This is a genomic window from Pseudomonas sp. GW821-FHT05H12 (assembly GCF_059419385.1).
Window position 1 is genome coordinate 86,367 of the sequence record NZ_JBWKRS010000024.1, and the last position, 21,340, is coordinate 107,706.

General features: G+C 59.0%; 19 protein-coding genes. 5 read left to right on the forward strand and 14 right to left on the reverse strand.

The window, feature by feature from the left end:
- Nucleotides 1-11 precede the first annotated feature (11 nt).
- Genes icmH through tssA form a run of 13 tightly spaced genes read right to left on the reverse strand, consistent with a single transcriptional unit; the run spans nucleotide 12 to nucleotide 14,887 of the window.
- Nucleotides 12-875 carry a type IVB secretion system protein IcmH/DotU gene (icmH, locus tag AC07SU_RS20475; RefSeq protein WP_494998073.1) on the reverse strand — a complete coding sequence of 288 codons (864 nt, stop codon included), beginning with the start codon at nucleotides 873-875 and terminating at the stop codon, nucleotides 12-14.
- A 5-nt stretch (nucleotides 876-880) separates the two neighbouring features.
- On the reverse strand, nucleotides 881-2,209 hold the full coding sequence (gene tssK / locus AC07SU_RS20480) for a type VI secretion system baseplate subunit TssK (protein WP_494998074.1): 1,329 nt from the start codon (nucleotides 2,207-2,209) through the stop codon (nucleotides 881-883).
- 1 nt (nucleotide 2,210) lies between these two features.
- A complete protein-coding gene (tssJ, locus tag AC07SU_RS20485) occupies nucleotides 2,211-2,705 on the reverse strand; it encodes a type VI secretion system lipoprotein TssJ (protein WP_494998075.1) in 495 nt (164 codons plus the stop codon).
- Nucleotides 2,702-3,886: a type VI secretion system-associated FHA domain protein TagH gene (gene tagH, locus AC07SU_RS20490; protein WP_494998076.1), complete on the reverse strand. Its 1,185-nt coding sequence runs from the start codon at nucleotides 3,884-3,886 to the stop codon at nucleotides 2,702-2,704. Before tagH ends, tssJ begins: the two co-directional genes overlap by 4 nt.
- Nucleotides 3,887-3,901: 15 nt before the next feature.
- A complete protein-coding gene (locus AC07SU_RS20495) occupies nucleotides 3,902-4,033 on the reverse strand; it encodes a type VI secretion protein (RefSeq protein ID WP_176995754.1) in 132 nt (43 codons plus the stop codon).
- 51 nt (nucleotides 4,034-4,084) lie between these two features.
- Nucleotides 4,085-5,605, reverse strand: a complete 1,521-nt coding sequence (locus AC07SU_RS20500) for a sigma-54 interaction domain-containing protein (protein ID WP_494998077.1) — start codon at nucleotides 5,603-5,605, stop codon at nucleotides 4,085-4,087.
- Complete coding sequence (gene tssH / locus AC07SU_RS20505) at nucleotides 5,602-8,130, reverse strand: type VI secretion system ATPase TssH (RefSeq protein ID WP_494998078.1); 2,529 nt, start codon at nucleotides 8,128-8,130, stop codon at nucleotides 5,602-5,604. Before tssH ends, AC07SU_RS20500 begins: the two co-directional genes overlap by 4 nt.
- A 12-nt stretch (nucleotides 8,131-8,142) precedes the next feature.
- Nucleotides 8,143-9,150 carry a type VI secretion system baseplate subunit TssG gene (tssG, locus tag AC07SU_RS20510; RefSeq protein ID WP_494998079.1) on the reverse strand — a complete coding sequence of 336 codons (1,008 nt, stop codon included), beginning with the start codon at nucleotides 9,148-9,150 and terminating at the stop codon, nucleotides 8,143-8,145.
- Nucleotides 9,114-10,901, reverse strand: coding sequence for a type VI secretion system baseplate subunit TssF (gene tssF, locus AC07SU_RS20515; RefSeq protein WP_494998080.1), 1,788 nt, complete (start codon nucleotides 10,899-10,901; stop codon nucleotides 9,114-9,116). Before tssF ends, tssG begins: the two co-directional genes overlap by 37 nt.
- On the reverse strand, nucleotides 10,891-11,310 hold the full coding sequence (tssE, locus tag AC07SU_RS20520) for a type VI secretion system baseplate subunit TssE (protein ID WP_494998081.1): 420 nt from the start codon (nucleotides 11,308-11,310) through the stop codon (nucleotides 10,891-10,893). The genes tssF and tssE overlap by 11 nt, the downstream gene beginning before the upstream one ends.
- Nucleotides 11,307-12,782 (reverse strand): type VI secretion system contractile sheath large subunit, encoded by a 1,476-nt coding sequence (gene tssC, locus AC07SU_RS20525; RefSeq protein ID WP_494998082.1) that lies wholly within the window; start codon nucleotides 12,780-12,782, stop codon nucleotides 11,307-11,309. Before tssC ends, tssE begins: the two co-directional genes overlap by 4 nt.
- A 27-nt stretch (nucleotides 12,783-12,809) precedes the next feature.
- On the reverse strand, nucleotides 12,810-13,307 hold the full coding sequence (gene tssB, locus AC07SU_RS20530; protein WP_494998083.1) for a type VI secretion system contractile sheath small subunit: 498 nt from the start codon (nucleotides 13,305-13,307) through the stop codon (nucleotides 12,810-12,812).
- 32 nt (nucleotides 13,308-13,339) lie between these two features.
- Nucleotides 13,340-14,887 carry a type VI secretion system protein TssA gene (tssA, locus tag AC07SU_RS20535; protein ID WP_494998084.1) on the reverse strand — a complete coding sequence of 516 codons (1,548 nt, stop codon included), beginning with the start codon at nucleotides 14,885-14,887 and terminating at the stop codon, nucleotides 13,340-13,342.
- Nucleotides 14,888-15,364: 477 nt separating this feature from the next.
- On the opposite strand from tssA, the gene AC07SU_RS20540 reads away from it, so the two are divergent.
- Nucleotides 15,365-15,880, forward strand: coding sequence for an Hcp family type VI secretion system effector (locus AC07SU_RS20540; protein WP_176995746.1), 516 nt, complete (start codon nucleotides 15,365-15,367; stop codon nucleotides 15,878-15,880).
- A gap of 52 nt (nucleotides 15,881-15,932) precedes the next feature.
- Here AC07SU_RS20540 and AC07SU_RS20545 read toward each other — a convergent pair whose 3' ends face one another.
- The gene (locus AC07SU_RS20545; protein WP_176995745.1) at nucleotides 15,933-16,754 is read right to left on the reverse strand and encodes an aldo/keto reductase; all 822 of its coding nucleotides are present in this window, start codon (nucleotides 16,752-16,754) and stop codon (nucleotides 15,933-15,935) included.
- A 106-nt stretch (nucleotides 16,755-16,860) separates the two neighbouring features.
- Between AC07SU_RS20545 and AC07SU_RS20550 the strand changes: the two genes are divergently transcribed.
- The 4 genes from AC07SU_RS20550 (at nucleotide 16,861) to AC07SU_RS20565 (ending at nucleotide 20,918) form a co-directional block, all read left to right on the forward strand.
- Nucleotides 16,861-17,355, forward strand: coding sequence for a DUF1543 domain-containing protein (locus tag AC07SU_RS20550; RefSeq protein WP_494998085.1), 495 nt, complete (start codon nucleotides 16,861-16,863; stop codon nucleotides 17,353-17,355).
- Nucleotides 17,356-17,459: 104 nt separating this feature from the next.
- Nucleotides 17,460-18,560, forward strand: a complete 1,101-nt coding sequence (locus tag AC07SU_RS20555) for a polyamine ABC transporter substrate-binding protein (RefSeq protein WP_494998086.1) — start codon at nucleotides 17,460-17,462, stop codon at nucleotides 18,558-18,560.
- 25 nt (nucleotides 18,561-18,585) lie between these two features.
- Complete coding sequence (locus AC07SU_RS20560; RefSeq protein WP_494998087.1) at nucleotides 18,586-20,004, forward strand: aminotransferase; 1,419 nt, start codon at nucleotides 18,586-18,588, stop codon at nucleotides 20,002-20,004.
- A 65-nt stretch (nucleotides 20,005-20,069) separates the two neighbouring features.
- The gene (locus AC07SU_RS20565; RefSeq protein WP_176995741.1) at nucleotides 20,070-20,918 is read left to right on the forward strand and encodes a response regulator transcription factor; all 849 of its coding nucleotides are present in this window, start codon (nucleotides 20,070-20,072) and stop codon (nucleotides 20,916-20,918) included.
- Nucleotides 20,919-21,340: the final 422 nt, after the last annotated feature.

The window sequence follows — 21,340 nt, forward strand, 5'->3', positions numbered from 1 at the left end:
TGCTCCCTGCGTTACATAGTCGCCCGAGTCAAAACCGGCGCTGAAGATTGATAGCGTTGCAGCACATCGGCCCGCTGTTGTCCCAGTACCCAGGTGAGTGCCGAATACAGTGCCAACACCATGAACACACCCAACACGGCGAACCCGGTGGCCGAGACGAGAGGCCATCGCCTGCGCCGCGCCTTCCCCGCCGAAGGCGGTAACCTCAGAAGAGGCGGGTCACCGCGCACGTGCTTGATCTGGCGATACAAGGCATCTCGCACGGCCTCAAGCTGCTCTGTGCCTCGGGTCATCACTCTGTATTTGCCCTCGAACCCGAGCGCCAGGCACAGGTACATGAGCTCCAACATGGCGAGATGCTTGACCGGATCGCGTGAAAGGCGATCCAGAACCTGGAAAAACTTTTCGCCACCAAAGGTCTCGTTGTGAAACCGACTCAGCAAACTGACCTTCGACCAATCGCTGTGATTGCCCCAGGTCGTGGTGACCACGGCTTCATCCAGGACGCTGCATAACACGTAGCGTGCGTACTTCACCTGGCTGCTCTCCACCCCTTCATGAGCGGCGCGCGTTTCAAAACGGGCGATGCAGGCACCCAGGCGATCATTGAGGGGCTGCGTATTTTCACGGCCGGTACCGAGCTTGAGCTGAACCACTTCCGACAGAACTTCCCAGCTGGCAGATACCAGCGTGCTGGGCCCCACGTTGAAAGGGTGTGCGTCATGCAATGCCGCGGCATAGATCATCCGGTCTTCCAACTGCTCGAACCGGGGCGTCGAAACGAAGTCCGTCAGGGGGCCCTGTGCCGGGCCATGCCCTTCCCGGTCCAGCAGTACGGTTTTCTCGTCCTGCGGGTATTCACTGTCCTTGTTCATCGTAATCAGTTCCTGATGGCCCAGAAGTTGAGCTCCAACTCGGAAAATTCGCCGCTCACATGGAAGGCAAAGCCGCCCGACTGCTCCAACTGCGAGACATCCGTTGCAGTGAGTTCGAGCATGAAATAGGTCTTGCCTGCGTGAAACGGAATCTGCCGTGGCGCAACGGGCAGTGGCCTGACCTTGATGCCCGTCAATTGCAGGTTGACCAACTCACGTATGCGCTCCACGGGACCAATCTTCAGATGGGCCGGCAATCGATACCGAAGCCCGTCCCCATCGCACTGGGCCTCTGCAGCCAAGATGAACGTTGCAGTACCCAACAGCTTGATATCACTGATCGGGCACACCATTACCCCGTATTGGCGTCTCTGCAGGATCAGCTCGATAGCGTGCTGTTCCAGCACAACCGACAGTGCGGCCCGCATCCCGCCCATCAGCGCGCGAAAACTCGCGCCTTGGTCATCGTGCTGGTAGTACATGTCCAAAGGTGCACGTTTGTTTTCACCCGCATAGGTGGACAACTCACCCAGGATCGACAGCAGGTAACGGTAAAGCAGTTCCGGGCGCACTTGCGCCTGGGCAAGGAAGTGGCGCAATACGGGCTCTGTGCGGTTGATCAGCTGCAACATCAGGAAATCCCCCACCTGCGTGCTGGCTGCGACGCCGCTGCCACAGATCCGCTCGGCAATCGCATCACCTCGGCTGGCCAGCAGGCTGATCACTTCCTTGAGGCAGGACAACACATACTGCGAACCCTGGAGGTAGAGGAACGTCGGGGAAAAATCGGCATCCAGGTTGACACTGCCACCTGTGCTGGAATCCAACACCTGGGCAATCTTGAGTTTCACGAAGGTGTGATCGCTGTGCTGCTCACCAAGCAACAGGCGCAGGTCCGGGTGCGCGCAATCTATCCGGCAGCGCGAATCGGGGCCGTCATTTGAATCACTGACCTCTGTTTCGCAGGCGATGTAACGAGCGACCACATCGGACTGATTCCGTGTACGGGTCTCAACCCTGTTGCCGGTTGCCAGCGTCAAGGCCAGGTAAATGCCCTGGCTTGCGCAGTTGGCTGGAATGTCCAGTACCAACGGTTCCATCGTCGTACCCAGCTCAAACAGGCTGCCGTCCGGCAACACTCCGCTGGCCTGATGGACCACCACCTTGCCCAGATTGAGGTACTGCAGGTCGATACCCAGGGTCAGAAAGCCCCAGGCATCGCTATCGAGCAAGCGTGTACGGTTGAGTTGCTGGTCGTAGTAACGATCGTTGTGTTGCAGGTGCTGGGGCCGCAACAGCATACCCTCGCGCCAGATAACTTTATGAGCCTGCATGTTAATTCTCCCCCTGGCCAATGTTCGGGCTCACGGCGCGTATCCCTGCCTGGTCGAGCAGCAAGTGGCTATGAGTGTGTTGCCGTTGGGCCAAGGGCACCACAAACCGCCATTGCACATGAGGCAGGTCACGATAAGCCGCCAACACCCCGATGTAGCGGCTCTGCGGCTCGACGCTGAGTTTTAATACCTGGTGTTCCCCTGGGCGCAATTCCAGCTCCTCGCTGCTCACCCAATCCTTGGGCAGCGCCTTTTCCCCACGCCCGTAAAGGCTGAAAAAATCCGCATGCTCGAACGCCACCGGATGGGTCAGCTCAAGCAGTTGCACCACCACTGGGGAGGGACGCCCGTGAAGATCCGGGTTGACCTGCTCACTGGCAGTCAGTGTCAGGTCCAGTTTGGTCACCGTTGAAAAGGGCGAAAGGCTGCTGCACCCCACCATCAGGCCCAGCACGGCCGGTATAGAAACAACCGCGACTCGCTTCGTGAACGTCATCCTGAATGTCCCGCGTACAGAGTGGAGACCAGGCGTACCTGATCGTCGTAGGCCCTGGCGAAGTCCGCTTGCAACTGGCGCTCGCCAGAGCCGTCTTCTTCGATCCGTTGCTGGTAGTGGCGTCGATAGGCACGCCAATACGCCCCATCCACAGCAAACCTGGGCGGCTTGCCCTCACGCTCGAAACACAGCTGCAGGTGCCCCGGCGAGAATGCCGCCAGTGCGTTACGCATCGCGGTTCGGCAGGCCACCAGTACGGCGACCTGATGCACCTGGATATCCCGGCATACGTGAGCAATGGCCAATTCGGCGGACAACTGGCCCAACTCTCCGGTGCCCAGCAATGCGCGGAGCGCGTCATGGGCCCCCATACTGTCTCTCAGCGGGTTCTGGCTTTTGACCCAGCGACCGGCCTGCCCCAGGTTGAATTCGCTTTTCAACTCTTCGTGAGTGCGCAGGCTTTGCTGCAACCCGTCCACAGACTGCCTGAGCAGGTTCGCTGCCTTGATCGCCAGCGCTTCGCGGGCTGGTGCATCAAGCGTATCCAGGCTCACCCCCAGCGCCTCGGCGAATTGCGTCCAGAACGCCTGATCCTGATTGATGGATGCGTTAGCTGTGCAAAGCTCCAATGGAGGCGCTTCTGCACGGGGCGCAGCCCGGGTAGGCACAACCAGGTGATCTCGCTCCACGGCGTTATGTCCCGTCCACGGCACATGGGCTTCGACAGCCTCGTTCATCCCACTCAGTTCCTCCGACATTGCGTCGTGCAGCGGTGCGAGTACCAAACGATCGACTGAATTCAAGTAGGCATCGTCAGGGATGATCCCTGCGAGAGCGGAGGATGCCTTGCTATGAGGTGCAGCATTCGCGACCAGCCGGGCACGTATCGACAGCGCGCCCAGCTGGAACACTTCGCCCTCCCCGATCAGATGGGCCTGGCCCTTGGGCAGTGGTGTGTCGTTGCCTGTCGAACGGATTCCATTGCTACTGATATCGGTCAGGAAATACTGCCCGTCACGGTAGCTGACCAAGCCATGATGGCTGGACAGCAAGCGGCTGGCGTCCGGGATAACCCAGTCGCAAGTAGCCCCGCGCCCGATCACACCACCAGTGCTGTCAAACACCTTGCGTTCGGGCGTCTGGCCGGCATCGGCAACGCACAGTTCAAAGACGAGTTGCATGGCAGGTCTCCCCTCTCATTGGCCGCGACGCGTCGCGTGGGGGTCACCCAAAGGACGATAGTCGGCATCATCAAACACGTAATTGGCGTTACAGCCGCTCAGCAAGCACAGTGCAAGCATCAAGGCCTGCCATGGACGATCAGGCATCGGGTCTCTTCCAGAAAGGTAAGTCGGCAACGTGCAGTGAACGTAGGGGGTTCATTCAGCATTCCCCCGTGCGTCGCCGAAAGGGATGTTCAGACGTGCAAGGCGATAGAGCAGCGTACGTCGGGCAACACCAAGCTCGCGTGCGGTGCGCGTGCGATTGCCACGGTTCTTGTGCAGGCAATCAATCAGGAATACCCGCTCGACCCGTTCCAGGCGTTGGCGCAACGTTGACTCAACCGCTGCAATAGCAGGTGCGGGCGACAGCGAGAGATGCTCCGGCAGGATCACTCCGTCATCGCACAGCAACACCGCACGCTCCACCAGGCATTTGAGCTCGCGCACATTGCCGGGGAACCCATGGCTGGAGAGTTGATCAAGCGCCGCGCTGGACCAGCTCACGGGGGGCTTTTCCAGGGAGGAGCAGGCCTGCTCAGCGAAGTGGCGCGCCAACAGCAGGACATCCCCGTCCCTGTCGCGCAATGCCGGTAGCTCGATGGGAAATTGCGCGAGGCGATAATAGAGGTCCTCACGAAAACTGCCCTCGGCCACCATCGCTGCGAGGTCACGGTGGGTGGCTGCGATGATGCGCACGTCAACCTTGTGGGCGGTGCTGGCACCCAGCGGGCGAATTTCGCCCTCCTGCAACACTCTCAGCAACTTGGCCTGAAGGGAGAGCGGCATATCGCCAATTTCATCCAGCAGCAGCGTGCCCCCGTGGGCGGCATCAAACAGGCCTGCATAGTTACGCTCGGCGCCGGTAAACGCGCCTTTGCGATAACCGAAAAGCTCACTCTCGAGCAAACCTTCGGGAAACGCCGCGCAGTTCTGCACCACAAACGGTTGAGCCCCACGCGGGCCGGCGCGGTGGATGGCGCGTGCCACGACCTCCTTGCCGGTGCCCGTTTCACCGCGCAACAACACGGTATAAGGCGTCAGTAATACCTTGCCCATCAAGCGACAGGTTTCGTCCATCGCCGTGCTGTTGCCGATCAAGCCATAAGCCCCCCTGAGGGACGTGTCGCGTTTGTGCCCCATTGCGGCTTGCCCTGGCCGAGCAATACGCGAGCCCCATTGGTTGAGAACGAAACTGCCCAGTTGCCCCAGCGACGCTGCGAAGCCTTGCAACGGCATCGCGCGTTGGCTTGCGTACAGCAACACACCACAGATCGCCTTATACCGATTGAACAGTGGCAGGCAGGCCAGTGAGCGCCACGGTGTGCTCGCGGCCGGCAGAAAACCGCTGTCATAGACACTGCCGCACAACTCATCAAGGTTCAGGGCACAACGCTGATTCACCACGTAGTGCAGGAGTTGCTCATTCTGAAAATCCTCACCCGCCTGCGTGGGCGATGAGCCAGGGATATGCTGGGCGATCAGCCCGAGCCGCCCCGTCGTTTCATCTCGTTCATAGAGCTGGCAGAGTTCGCAATCGCTTAGCTGTGCGACGGCGGCCACACACAGTTCGAGCAACGACGACGCATCATCGTCAGCCCCCAAACGGGTATACCAACCCAACAAACGCTCGGCATACACCAGCGGCTGAGGTAGCTGATCCAACAGATTGTTCGTCATTGGCTGAACTCGCAGACTGGCTGGCCGGCGTCGTTCAGCGTTGCGTGAACCCGTGAGAAGGGTTCGCCAACCGCCATTGCGTCGAGCAGCCTGTCGACCACCTGAGGCAGCAGGTTCAGCTCGATCCATTGGTCAATATGCCTGGCGCCACTGTCGCTGTGCAGGCAACGATCGGTCATGTGCGCGACCAACTCGCAGGTGAAGCTCAGTGTCAGCCTGCGTTGCTGCAAGCGGTGCCCAAGCCGTTCCAGCTTGAGTCGCACCACGCCCTCCAGCCTTTCACTGGCAAGGGGGTAATAGGGTACAACCCGCATCCGAGCGAGCAACGCTGGCTTGAAGTGAGCACGCAACACAGGATGAATGGCTTCTTGCAGAACCTGCGGATCAGGGCGCTGGCCATTCGCGCAGAGTGCGGTGATGGCGTCACTCCCCAGGTTGGACGTCATCAGGATCAGTGTATTGCGAAAATCGATTTCCCGGCCTTCGCCATCGTTAGCCAAGCCTCTGTCAAAGACCTGGTAAAACAGGTTGAGCACTTCCGGGTCGGCCTTCTCCACTTCGTCCAGCAAGAGCACCGAGTAAGGCCGTCGGCGCACGGCTTCCGTCAGTACCCCGCCCTCACCAAAACCGACATAACCCGCCGGGGCGCCGATCAACCGCGACAGGGAGTGCTTCTCCTGGTATTCCGACATGTTCAACGTGGTCACAAACCGCTCACCGCCATACAGCAGGTCCGCCAGTGCCAGGGCTGTTTCGGTCTTGCCCACACCACTAGGGCCCACCAGCAAAAACACCCCCACAGGCGCACCCGGTGCGTTGAGCCCCGCAGCAACGGCACGCAAGTTTCGATCAAGCGCGATCACTGCCTGCTCCTGCCCGAGGATGCGTTTGCGCAGCGCATCGGCGAAACCGAGAATCCGTTCACTGCTGTCAAACGCCAGCTGCTCGATCGGAATACCGGTCCAGGCGCTAATAACCTGTGCCACCAGTCGAGGGCATACCTCGTGGCTGACCAACCGTGGTTCATCGCAAGCAGGCACTTGCCGGGCGCCCTCGACACACTCGCCCTCAAGACGCTGTCGGCGTTCGGAAATGGCCTGCTCTGCCAGACTCTTTTGTTCGACCCAGCAACCTTCCAGTCGCTGGCACTCAAGTTCCAAGGCGTTCAGTCGCACGTTCAAGGCTTGCAAAGCCGGCTCGTCAATGGCCAGGCCCGCGTCAAGATCCCGCGAGATCGCAACGCGCTGACGCGTGCCTTCGGCCAGCTCGGATCGCAGGCGTTGCAACGCCTCGGGCGCCGCTGCGAGGCTGATACGAACCCGTGCACACGCGGTGTCCAACACATCCACGGCTTTGTCCGGCAACTGCCGCCCAGCGAGGTAGCGAGCACTCAGCTGCGCCGCCGCCACGACCGCGTCATCGCGCACATACACCCCATGGCCGGCCTCATAAACCGGAACCAGCCCACGCAAGATCGACACAGCGGCTTCCACACTCGGCTCCCCCACCACCACCGGTTGAAAGCGCCGTGCCAGCGCCGGGTCTTTTTCAAAGTATTTTTTGTATTCTGACCATGTGGTCGCCGCGATGGTGCGCAGTTGCCCGCGGGCCAGGGCCGGCTTGAGCAGGTTGGCCGCATCGCTCCCCCCCACTTGGGCCCCTGCCCCCACCAGGGTATGTGCCTCATCGATAAACAGGATCACGGGTTGAGCGCTGGCACTCACCTCGTCGAGCACACCTTTGAGTCTACGTTCGAACTCGCCCTTGATGCTGGCACCGGCCTGCAGCAGGCCCATGTCCAGCGTCAGGATGCGCACATCCTTGAGCGGCCCGGGGACTTGTGAGGCAACCACTTGCAGGGCCAGGCCTTCGACAACGGCCGTCTTGCCAACCCCGGCCTCACCTACGAGGATCGGGTTGTTCTTGCGACGACGCACGAGGATGTCGATCAACTGGCGGATTTCACTGTCCCGACACAGCACAGGGTCAATGCGCCCTTCGCGGGCCTGGCGTGTGAGGTCATGGGTAAAGCGTTCCAGCAACGACGCCTCGGAGCGTCGAGGAATACGTTGTGCTGCCTGGCTTTGCACAAACTCGCGCACACGGTGAGCATCCAGTCGACTCAAAATCTGTTGATACCCACTGCCCGCATGCTGCAGCGGGTGATGCAGGAGAGCCAATATCAGTGCCGCGGGATCCACCTCGACCTGCCCCAGTTCAAGGTGCGCGACCATCAACGCTTGCTGCAACCAATGGACGAGCGCCTGGGCGAACACGGGGTTATGCGTCGCGCCTTGATCTGCCTTGAGTTGCAACGTTGCCTGCAGCGTGCCGACTTCGATATCCGCATCCTTCAGCGCCTTTGCCAACAAACCGTCGGGATATTCCAGCAGCGTCATCAATACATCTTCTACCAATACTTCTTTGCCGCCCCGCGCCACGCAGCGCTCGGCAGCACGTTCAAGGTCGCGGCGAGTGTCGGTGGTCAGCGTTTGGATCAATTGCTGTAGATCTACATTCATCATAATCATCAGTCCCTAATGAGAGTTGCTGCCAAGCGTGAGCACGCCATCAGCGCGTTCATGTCCCAGCCAACTGGTCCAGCCCAGGCCACAGACATTGCGTTCACCGATGTGCAGTGGCTTTGCTTCCCCTGCTGCCAATTCCAGGCGCAGGTCATATTCCAGGGGGGCTCGAACGCTGAGGCGAACCAGTGCGCACAGCGGCTGATAACTGCTGCCCGTCGTCAAGAAGTCATGAAAACGCTGCCAGGACAGCGCCTGCAGATGCACCCTGAACTTGCCGCTGCGATCGATGACTCGATGCCCCAGTACGAGGTCCTCCCCCAGCCTGCTGTTGTCTGCGCCCAGCCGATTACGTTGCTGATGGGTGATGACCACCGAGCGCTCTACCCATTGCTCGATAAACACAAGGCGGTACTTGAAGTAGTACCGAAGCACGGTCTCGACCAGTGAGGCTGAATGCGCCCGCAAACTCAGCAGCCCCAGATAAGGCAGCAGCCGAGTGCAATCCAGCCGCGCGGCTTCGCGAACCTGCCGCCCTCCCAGACCGACCAGTGAGAACATCTGCTCGGAAAAGGCATCGCTGGCGCCGTCGCGAAAGCACATGCGGTAGCGGTACTTGCGCCAGATCGGCAACATCAACCGCTGCAGGCGATGGTGAAAAACATCCAGGAAGTCCCGGGCAGTGTTTCCTCCTACATGTTCGGTTGCAGCCTGCTCGGCATAAAACGCCGGTAATGGCGAACCGGCGCCGTGCAAGCCGAGTACATTGAGGCGAAGGCGCGCTCGCAATTGACCGCGCTCTACAAAAAACTCCGCTCGGTCGATGTCATGCCCCGGAAACCCAAAACCCGGGTTCGCCTGAAACTCAACAAGGTCATACAGTGCGTCGTCATCCAGCTGCGGATGAGCATGGCGCAGGTGCTCAATCACCTGCAGAACTGCTTGAAATAGCGAGTGCTCACGGATGACGCGGGATAACTCGTTTAAAGCAGGGGCTGCTGGCCCTTCCGGGGTGGCCATAGGTACACGTCTCCTTGTGTGCTGATGACCCGCATTTCGTGGTACGAATTCAGGCTGGAATAGAGGGCAAAAAACTCATTGAGCGCAGAGGCGAATACAAACAGATCGCCTTGACCAGTGAAGCCCTGGGGGTCAATGCTCAAGTCGATCCGCAAACCACGCACTGGCAACCCGCGGTACAACCGGTCGACCGTTTCATGACGAATGGATCGCAACGCCCCCAGCCTTCGTTGGCTGATGACCTGCGCTTGTCTGTCGTGGTATCGGGGTATGTCGTAGTTTTCCAGGGTGACTTTCAAGGCACTGATATCGGTCAACGACAGGTAGTTGAGCGACAGGTTGCTAATCAGTTTCCAGAGAAAGTCCTGGTCCAGAGGGGGACTGAAACTGGGTGTTGGCACACAGATATTGCGAAACGACAGAAACTCCGGCGTCTCTTCGCACGGCTGGTTGATATCCCCTACCTGCAATTGCCGCGGCAGATTGTTGTTCGTGCACGTCAATTCAACCGAAAGCGTCTCCTGGTCCTGGGCCAGTCCAGCGCCGAAACTCAGCCAGGTGTCCAACCCGCCGTGCTGTACCGATGAGCGTTGACGAATGCTGTAGCTGGGCGCTTTTGAGTTGGCACCGCCATCCCCGTCATGTTCAAAGGTTTCAAACGGGACGTAGGTCCGATGACCCAGCCCGCCAGGGCACCAGCCGGTGACGCTGTCGATGGAAAATACCGCCGCATTGCCCCTTTCGAACTCTGCCGGCACCAGCAGGTATTCGTCCCTTTTGCCGTCCAGCCGAATCGGCACCGCATCATGTTTGAACAGGTTGACGATGGGTGTGCAATACAGCTTCACGTTGTCCAGGTTCGGGGGGGATGGCTCATGCTCCCGCGTGCGGAGTTCGAAACGCAGCTCCATGTGGCGCGCTTGTTTGAGCACAGTGCTGGGCAGTGTCTGCAATACATCAAGCCCACACACATCGACAAACAGGTACTTCTCCGGAAACGCAAAGTACTCCTGCAAATGGCGATACCCTTTGAAGGTATTCATCGGGTACGGAATCAACGCTTGATCGTCATCAAACCCTGCCGGCTGAACCTGACTGGCGCCCAGCCGCAACGATGGCAACTGCCCGTCAGGCCCGTTAACCGGGCGTCCTTCCTGATCGAAAAGCAACACCTCGATACCCTCCAGATGGCGCAACAAACTCAGGTATAACCCTTGGCCGACATACCGATCGCCCGCCAGGTGCAAGCGCAACTGGCTGAAGGTCCATTCGCTGAAATTGCCCTCGGCGCTCATTTCCAGGCGCAGGTTCAGCAATGCCCGGCCTTCCATGGCGCGATATTCCAGGCCGCTCAGTTGCAGTGGCAGGACCTGGGTTGCATAGCACGTGCGAAAGCGGCAACGTTCACCATTGATTGCCACGCTTTCCACCGATGTGTCCCGCTCAACAAGCACAGGAGTGCTCGCGTGCTGCAAAGGTGCAAACTGCAGGATGCTGAAAGACGGTAATGGCCGCATGTAGTTGGGCCACAACAGATGCATCATCGAGTGAGTCAACTCGGGAAGCTCGTCGGCAAGCTTCTGCCGCAAGCGCCCGGTCAGGAACGCAAAGCCTTCCAGCAGCCGCTCGACATCGGGGTCTTGGCCCGCCTCGGCGAGAAACGGCGCCAAGGCGGGATTGCGCTCCGAAAAACGCCGCCCGAGCTGCCGTAAGGCGCTCAGCTCACTTTGGTAAAAACGATTAAAGGACATCAGGCAATACCTCGACCTGTCCTGCACCCATCAAGCGCGCACTGAATGCAACCGGCTGCATGACACCCGCAACAAGCAACGCGGCATCAATACGAAATGCCAGGGACAAAGGATCACTTTCACCGGGCAACCCCCTGACACGCACATTCACCAAGCGCGGTTCATATGCCTGGATAAATCGCTCGATCGACAGGCGCGACTGAGTCAGCGATTCATGCAGGCTCAAGCGCATGTCGTTGAGGTCGGGCAGCCCATAATCGGGCAGCGTAAGAACGCTGCCCGCGCGGGTACTGAGCATCTTCCCCAAATGGGCGGCAACAGACGCCGCGCTGCTGGTCCGACTTGACGTTTGCCCTTCAAGCCGCTCGAAGAGGCTGCGATGCTCGGACAGTCCCTGACCCCTGCTCATTCTTTGTCGAGCTTGCCGACCAGGGACAGCGTGAAGTCAGCCCCCATGTACTTGAAGTGCGGGCGCACACTGAGGTTGACGCGGTACCAACCCGGCTCTCCTTCGACATCACTCACGACAATCCGCGCAGCCCTCAACGGACGTCGCCCACGAACTTCGGCGCTGGGGTTCTCTTGATCCGCAACGTATTGACGGATCCACTTGTTGAGTTCCAGCTCCAGGTCGGTGCGCTCTTTCCATGAACCTAGCTGCTCGCGCTGCAAGACCTTTAGGTAATGGGCCAGGCGATTAACCACCATCATGTAGGGCAACTGCGTGCCCAGGCGGTAGTTCAGCTCAGCCGCCTTGCCCTCGGCACTGATGCCGAAATTCTTCGGCTTCTGTACGGAACTGGCAGAAAAAAAGGCGGCGTTGTCACTGCCCTTGCGCATGGTCAGGGCGATAAACCCCTCTTGAGCCAGCTCATATTCTCGGCGATCAGAGACCAGCACTTCCGTCGGTATCTTGGTTTCGATTTCACCCATGCTATGGAAGTGATGCAGCGGCAGGTCCTCCACAGTTCCACCGCTTTGCGGGCCGATGATATTTGGACACCAGCGGAATTTGGCGAAGCTGTCAGTGAGTCGGGTGGCAAACGCGTAGGCCGTATTTCCCCACAGGTAATGTTCGTGGCTGTTGACCACGTTTTCCTGATAGGTGAAGGTCTTGACCGGACACTCCAGCGGGTCGTAAGGCGTCCTCAGCAAGAACCGGGGCACAGTCAGCCCTATGTAGCGGGAATCCTCGCTTTGGCGAAAACTTTGCCATTTGGCAAATTGCGGGCCTTCGAAGTGATCCTTGAGATCCTTCAGATCAGGCAGTCCGTTGAAGCTTTCCAAGCCGAAGAAGCCAGGCCCGGCCGAAGCGATGAAAGGCGCGTGAGCCATACAGGCAACACTGGCGGCGTACTGCATCAGCTTCACATCCGGCGCACTCGGCGAGAGGAAGTAGTTGGCAATAACGGCTCCGACGGGCTGGCCACCAAACTGACCGTATTCTGCGCTGTAGATATGTTTGTAGAGCCCGGATTGACTGACTTCTGGCGAGTCTTCGAAGTCGTCAAGAAGGTCTTGGCGCGAGACATTCAGGAGCTCGATCTTGATGTTTTCACGAAAGTCGGTGCGGTCGACCAGCAATTGCAGCCCCCGCCATGATGCTTCGAGGGCCTGGAAATCGGGGTGGTGAAGAATTTCATCCATTTGCAGGCTGAGCTTGGTGTCGATCTCGGCGATCATGCGGTCAACCAGGCGCTTCTTGACCGGTTCGTCCTTGTTCTGTGGCTTGACCAACTCCTCGATAAAGGCCGAGATACCTCGTTTGGCGATGCTATACGCCTCGTCGTCGGCACTCAGCAGGGTCTGGGCGATGATGTTGTCGAGAATGCTGTGCTCGCCTGCTGCTTGAGTCGGTAATGGGTTTTGCTGGGTAGTCATGGCATCAGTGTCCTTTTACTGAAAATGTCAGGCCGTGGGGTTGTTCAAGCCCAGTTCTGCCAGTACCCGGGCGCGGGACTCGTCATCGGCCAGCGCCTGCTCAATGGCTCTACGAAAACTGGGTGTATTACCCAGGGGCCCTTTCAACGCCATCAACGCATCGCGCAGCGCCATCAGCTTTTGCAATTCGGGGATCTGCTCCACCAGGCTCGCGGGGTTGAAGTCCTTCATGGAATTGATCCGCACCTGAATGGCCAGCTCCTCAACCTCAGCCGACTCCTGGAGCCGATTGGGTACGCTCAGGGTCAGTGCCAACGCCTGCTTGGCCAGTACGTCGTCGAGGGTGTTCTTGTCGATGCCGATGGGCTTGCGGTCTTCGAGCTTGCGCAGGTCCTCACGCTGGGTGAAGTCACCCAGCACCAACAGTTTCAGTGGCAGTTCGACTTCTTCCTGCGCACCTCCCACTGCGGGTTTGAAAGTAATATTGATACGTTCCTTGGGTGCTACCGAACCTTCTTTGGCCACGGTCGTTCTCCTTTTTCGAGTGAGTCGAAAACCTATTCAAGTACCGCTTCGAGATCGAAGCGGCATAGTTTTCGGTGAGTGTCTTCCTTGCGTTCACGCACAGCGTGGCTTTGTGGCAACTGTTCACAACAGCGGTACAAGAGTTGCGCCACCTGGAGGGCCAGTTCGGGCTCCCAGCGGTCTATACCCGCTTGCTGCAATTCATCATCCAGCTGTTCCAGCTGGACCTTCGCCAGCTCCTGCTTGCCGGCCAACACACACAGGCGTGCCATGGCCAGCCGCCAATGAAATCGCGCACGCTCGCTACGAGCTGCATGCAAGCCTTGCTTGAGTTCACTCACGGCGACTTTAAGCCCGTCCTTGCGTAGCCTGGGCATGACTGCCTGCAGGGCCGACTCCCAGGGTTCGGCCCTCGCTTCAACCTGCACGCCCGGAAGCTCGGGAGCTTGAAGATGTCGATTGACCTGGAGCGAGATCCAGTCGCGAGTGGCGGCATCCGCAAACGGCGTGCCGTCGTGAAACCGAAACTCAGGCAGGGTTGGCAACCGCTGCAGCAACAAGGCGAAGCTGACCTCCAGTTCGGTCATCGCCAGATCGGCGTGCAAGGCTTGCAGGCACTCCCAGGCGATTCGCACGCCATCGAACCAGAACATGGACCCGGCCAGGCTCGTCTCCAGTTCAATCAACAGATCCGCGTAATGCCCTTGGACAAAGCGCTCCTGGTAATGCGTAAGCTTGTCGGGTGCCGGACCTCGGAGCGCGGTAATCCGCTCGCTGTCAGCGTCCGGGCAACGCGTAAGCGCCAGCCAGACCAATGTTCGATTGAGGCGCTGTGCACGCAGGTCACCCGCATTTTGACGCTGCCACCACGCGCTCAGCGGCCGCGCCTGCTCCTGCAATGCGCGCAGCCATTTGTGAGCATCTTTTTCGTTATCTATCACAGGTTCGATACTGAACGGCTGAGTCACAGCCTGCTTGGCCGGGGCAACAGGAACGGTCGACGGGGTGTCGCCCTGCTGCTCTGCATGCTCCAGTTTCTGCGCCAACTGTCGGCGCATGGGCAGCAATGATGGGGCTTCATCCCCCAACTGCCGGGTCCAGAGATCATCAAGGCACGCGAGTTGCTCCAACACGCTTTGAAACAGCGGTTGCTGATCCTGAAGTGGCAGGCTTTGCGCAAACAATGGTTCCAGGCGCAATACCAACCAGCCGAGAACAGCGCCGCGGGTACGCGGCTTTTTCGGAAAAACCTGCGCCCAGTGATGCTCGCAGAGGTAGCGCATCAACCCCAGACCAGCCAGCAGGCCTGGAAAGGATTCACGCTGGTGCAATGCCCATGTCAGCCACGCCGCTACCCGAAGGTCTTTGGAGTGCTGACGCAACAGGCACTCGCAGACTTCCAGCACCTTGATCCAATCGGGCAGAGAGGCACCATGAATCGACTGGGTTTTATCCAACTCGAATTCCAGCACTTCGTATTCAGTTGAAAAACGCATATCACTGCCCACAAAACTTATTTGCGAGCACGGAAGACGTGCGAGCTCAACATAATAATCACAAAGCTTACTTGAATAGACCATTTAAGATCACACATAACCATTCGAGGCAGTCAAGGCCAACTAATCGCACCCATAGTGCAAATCAGCTCACCCTCTAAACCTCGCAAACCCATAACGAAGTTCGCAAACTTTAGCCACGCACTCGGCATTCATCAAGCGACGGAAGCGCACTTAAGTAATTTCCTACAAATCAACAAAATCAAGGCATGCGCAGCATTTTGCGCACCTTAAAAATCAAAACACACTTTATTCACCGACACACACTCAACACCAGGCCAAATAGACTACCGAGCAACTAAATGCACACTCATGCGCAAATAAAAACCTCTAAAACCCCAAAATCAACATAACACCCATACAAATAAAAAACATTTTAACGCCACACCCCTTATTTTATTGACCAACACACTTTCAGGCACGCTTCTTGTTATAGCCAACTACCCGACCGGCACAATCGTCGTTCGGGACTACCTCATCAATCAGGCAAGGAAACCACTCATGCCAACACCCGCGTACCTTTCAATCACCGGTGTAAAACAGGGTTTGATTACGGCAGGCACATTCACCCAGGACTCGGTAGGCAATATTTACCAGGAGGGTCATGAGGACCAGATCCTGGTCCAGGCGTATTCCCACCAGGTGATCATCCCCCGCGACCCGCAATCGGGACAGCCAACCGGTCAGCGGGTCCACAAGCCGCTGATGATCAGCAAGGTGTTTGATAAATCATCGCCACTGCTGTTCAGCGCGCTGACCAGTGGCGAAGAGGTCAAATGCCGACTGGAGTGGCTGCGCACTTCATCGGCGGGTACCCAGGAGCACTACTTCACGATCGAGCTGGAAGGCGCGACCATCGTGGATATCCAGTCTCGCATGCCCAACTGCCAGGACCCGGAGAACGCTCATTTCACCCATCTGGAGGATGTGTATTTCACCTACCGCAAGATCGTGTGGACCCACGAAGTCTCCGGTACTTCCGGCTCGGACGATTGGCGTAACCCTGTAGCCGGCTAAGCCGCAACAACGCAGGGACGGCGCCACGGACGGCACCGTTCCTGCCTATCGGCTACACCATTGCCAGTGGGTGTTTGCGCTTGGGCGCACCAAACACGCGATCGATGGCGTCGAGATCGTGTTCATCAAGCACTAACTTGGCGGCAGCTGCGTTAAGCCGCACATGCTCTGGGGTTACGGCCTTGGGGATGGCGATCACCCCGTCCTGACGCAATACCCAGGCCAGGGAAACCTGGGCGGGTGTCACTTCATGGCGACGGGCAATTTGCTTGAGTGTTGGACTGGACAGTAACTCACCGCCTTGGGCAATCGGGCAGTACGCCATCAATGGCAAGTGATGTTGTTGCCACCAAGGCAGCAAGTCATATTCGATCCCGCGCTCTTCGATGTTGTAGAGCACCTGGTTGGTCGCGCAGGCTGGAGAGGCAAGTTCCTGCAGGTCTGCCACATCAAAATTGGAAACACCCCAGCGGCCAATCTTGCCGGCCTCACGCAAGCGCTCGAACGCGTCGACCGTTTCTTCCAGCGGGTATTGACCCCGCCAATGCAACAGATAGAGATCAATATAATCGGTGCCCAAACGATGGAGACTCGCCTCGCAGGCACGGGGCACGCCCTTGTGGCTGGCATTGTGCGGGTAGATTTTACTGACCAGGAACACCTGGTCGCGGCGACCGCGAATGGCTTCACCGACCACCGTTTCAGCACCGCCTTCACCATACATTTCAGCGGTATCAATCAGGGTCATGCCCTCGTCGATGCCCAGTTGCAACGCGGCGACTTCAGCACGCTGCTGGCTGGGGTTTTCGCCCATGCGCCAGGTGCCCTGGCCGATGACAGGGACGGGCGAGCCCGCCAGATCAATGGTTCGCATGACAACCTCCTGATGCGTTCGCGGATTAACACTGTGGCATTGGCCGGACAAAAGGGTTCAATCGCAGTATGGTTGCCCCCTGCCAAGTCGCCAGGAAGAATCTGCCATGCTGTTTGTCGTGATGCTCGGGGGCAAGCACCCACGGGCCAGAATCGAAGTCCATGATGTGGTATTCGCCGTAGCGGATACGCTGGAGGGCACTTACTCGCAACTGCGCGATGGCTGGTTCGGCAGCCCCAAGGGCGTGCATATCGATTCGTGGATGGCCGTTGATGGCGTCGACGGCTGGAAAGTCGAACTCAGCCACCTTGCGCCTCAGGCCGGCGCGCATCACCTGTATTTCATCAACCTTGGAGGCTACGAGACGAACAGCTTTGGCGAGGCTCATCACTACCTGCTGGTGGTGGCTCGCAACAAACAGGAGGCAACGAGCAAGGGCAAGCAACAAATGCTGCGCCATTGGTCCCAGGCGCACACTGACGCCGTCATGGATATCGATGACTGCCTGCCCATCGACCTGGTGGACGGCCGTTACCTGCACCTGGTGCAAGGCCCACACCGGCCGATCATCCGGCAGAACGACTACATCGTCCTGCCCTGAACCGCCTCCCCTACCCGAACGGGGTATGGCGCACACCCCCCACCTGCCTGACAGTGCAATCAGTCCCTCAGCCTGATAACAAGCACAACACAAGGTGGGTCCCCATGCATAAAGCCTTTATCGCCCTGTTCAGCGCCGCACTGTTGGCCACTTCAACCCTGAGCCACGCCGCGGATGACCCGGGCAACACCTTGCGCATTTACAACTGGGCGGACTACATCGGCGACACCACCCTGGCCGACTTCGAAAAGGCCACGGGCATCAAGGTGACCTACGACACCTACGATTCCTACGAAACCGTTCAGGGTAAATTACTCTCCGGGCGTTCCGGCTATGACTTGGCGCTGCTCAACGCCTCCCTCGTGCCGCTGTTGATCAAGGGCAACGTGTTCCAGCCGCTGGACAAGACCCAGCTCCCCGATTGGAAAAATCTTGACCCCGTGGTGCTCAAGAGCCTGGAGGCACACGATCCGGGCGTCACCTATTCGGCGCCCTATACCTGGGGCAGCAACGGCGTGACGTATAACGTCGACATGATCAAGGCACGCATGCCGGATGCGCCTATCGGGTCCCTGGCGATGATCTTCGACCCCAAGGTCATCGCCCGGTTTGCCGACTGCGGCATTACCTTCATGGACTCACCCACCGACATGATTCCATTGGCCCTCACTTACCTCGGCCTGGACCCCAACAGTGTCACGTCCAAAGACCTGAAGGCCGCCCAGGACGTACTGATGGCGGTGCGCCCCTACATCCGCAAATTCGATTCCAGCGGTTTCATCAACGGCCTGGCCAATGGCGACCTGTGCCTGGCTACCACCTGGTCGGGCGATTACGCCACCTCCCAGGCTCGCGCTACCGAAGCCGGGGCCAAGGTCAAGCTGGACTACTTCATTCCCAAGGAAGGTTCGCTGATCTGGTTCGATAACTTCTACATCCCGGCCGACGCGCCCCATGTGGCCAATGCCCATAAGTTCATCGAGTTTCTGTTGCAACCGAGCACCATGGCCGGCGTCAGCAACACCATCCATTACGCCAACAGCAACCTGGCGTCCAAGCCGCTGGTCAACGCCGATATTCGCGATAACCCGGCCATCTACCCCGATCCGGCGACGATGCAGCGTTTGTTCACGCAAAAAAGCCAACCCCAAGCTGCCGTGCGCCTGATCACCCGTACCTGGAATGCCGTGAAGACCGGCAAGTGACCCCCAGCCTTTGAAGGTAAATGCCATGACTCTGCCAAATCCTGCTTTTTTCGCCCAGTTTGACCACGACAAGCTGGACGCCGCCGACAAAGCCCACTACATGCACGGCTTCCACATGTTCGACGAACACCGTGAGCAAGGCTCGCTGAATATCGCAGTGGGTAACGGCGCCTACATCTACGACACCCATGGCAACCGCTACCTGGACGCAGTGGGCGGCATGTGGTGTACGAATATCGGCCTGGGCCGCGAGGAAATGGCCGAGGCCATCGCCAACCAGGTGCGCCAACTGGCCTACTCCAATCCGTTCTGCGACATGGCCAACACCACGGCCATCGAACTGTGCGCCAAGCTCGCCAGCCTGGCACCCGGTGACTTGGACCACGTGTTCCTCACTACCGGAGGTTCCACCGCCGTGGACACCGCCTACCGGTTGGTGCAGTTCTACCAGAACAGCCGTGGCAAAACGGCCAAGAAGCACATCATCTCGCGCTTCAGTGCGTATCACGGCTCCACGTTCCTGACCATGTCCATCGGCAACAAGGCCGCCGACCGCGCGCCCGAGTTCGACTTCATGAGCGACCTGTTCCACCACATCTCCTGCCCCAACTACTACCGGGCGCCGGAGGGGATGAGCGAGGCGGAGTTCCTTGACTTCCTGGTGAATGAATTCGAAGACAAGATCCTGACCCTTGGTGCGGACAATGTGGCGGCGTTTTTCGCCGAACCGATCATGGGTTCCGGTGGCGTGATCATCCCGCCCAAGGGCTACCACCGACGCATGTGGGAAATCTGCCAGCGCTACGACTTGCTGTACGTCGCCGATGAAGTGGTCACTTCGTTCGGGCGCCTGGGGGCATTCTTTGCTTCCGAAGACGTGTTCGGCATGCAGCCCGATATCATCACCACCGCCAAAGGCCTCACCTCCGGCTACCTGCCGCTGGGTGCGTGTATTTTCTCCGAGCGTATCTGGCAGGTCATTGGCGAGCCGGGCAAAGGCCGCTGCTTTACCCACGGGTTCACCTACAGCGGGCACCCGGTCAGCTGTGTGGCCGCATTGAAAAACATCGAGATCATCGAGCGCGAACAACTGCTGGCCCATGTGGAAGACGTTGGCGTGTACCTGGAGCAGCGCCTGCAGACCTTGGCCGACTTGCCGCTGGTGGGGGATATACGCTGCCAGCGCCTGATGGCGTGCATCGAATTCGTCGCGGACAAACGCACCAAGGCCTTGCTGCCGGATGCGGTCAACATCGGTGAAAAAATCCACCTGCGCGCCCAGGCCAAAGGTTTGCTGGTACGCCCCATCGGCCACCTGAACGTGATGTCGCCGCCGCTGATCATCACCCGTACCCAGGTTGACGAAATCGTGGAGACTTTGCGCCAGTGCATCCTCGATACGGCCGCTGAACTGCATGAAAGCGGCGAGTATCAAGGCCGATGAGCCACAACGCCGAGCCTGTCTCGGCGTTTTTGCCTGGGCGTTGGCAGCCGGGTAGACTGGCTGCCATGACCACAGCCAGCCCTGCCCCGACCCTGCAGCAACTGCAAACCTGGCACCACGCCCTGGCCCAGGCGTTGATCCATGTGGATGAAGCCTCATTCCTCGAACACCTGGCCGCCGCGCTGTGCACCCTCACCCCCATCGAATCGATGATGATCAGCCTGGAACGCCAGGGCCAGCCACCGCACCTGCTGTATCAGCAAGGCATCCCTCGGGCGTATCAGGATGAAATCATCCACCGCTATTTTTCCCGCGGCTACCTGCTGGACCCGTTTTGCCTGGCAGTAGACAAGGGTTTGGCGGAAGGTTTTTACCACCTGGCCCAAATTGCCCCGGATGACTTTTTCAACAGCGAGTACTACAAGACCTACTACCTGCGCAGCGGCGGCGCCCAGGAAAGTTACTACATCGTCGACCTGTGCCCCCAGAGCAAGATTTCGCTGTGCATGTTCCAGGGCCTGAGTGCCGGGCAGTTCACCGAGGAACAACTGGCGGTGCAGCAATCGACCCAGGCTATCGTCCGGGAGTTGCTGCGGCGGTTTGGCACCACCGGCGGGCTGGCCAAGGTGATCAGTGACGAGGCGTACACCCAGACCCAGGCGCACCAGCAGATCGAAGCGGCGTTCATGGGCTTTGGCAGCGGTGTGCTCACCGTACGCGAGCGTGAAATCGCCCACCTGATCCTGCGCGGGCACTCGGTAAAATCCACCGCCCAAGTGCTCGGCATTTCCCCAGAAACCGTGCGCATGCACCGTAAGAACCTGTACACCAAGCTGGCAATCAATTCCCAGGCCGAGCTGTTCGCGCTGTTCATCGAATGGCTGACCCGCAGCGGCGCCATGGCCCGGGCGTGAGCCGCTAAAGCGGCTCTGCTGTGCTGTGCTTTGCTTTTGATCTCAAGCGCCCCCCCCAATCACTGTCGGATTACAGGCACACCGAGCCTAAGCGAGGTGCCGAGTAGCTGACCTGAGTGGTTAGATCAAAAGCAGGTACGTGTGGGAGCTGGCTTGCCGGCGATGCAGACACCTCGGTGAATCAGGCATACCCGGTTGATGCCATCGCCGGCAAGCCGGCTCCTACAGTGGACCGCATTTGCCGTTGCTTTTGCTCTACACCACTCCAGCCGGCTGTCAGGCCGCTGTGCTTTTGATCTTAGGCGCCCCGTCAAACACGCTGGCCGGAATTCGACAGGGATTTTGGGGGGGTAAACCGGCAGGGATGCCGGTTTAGCCGCCCCGCGCCATGGAGGGCGCGTGGCGGCGGCCCCCCAAATCAC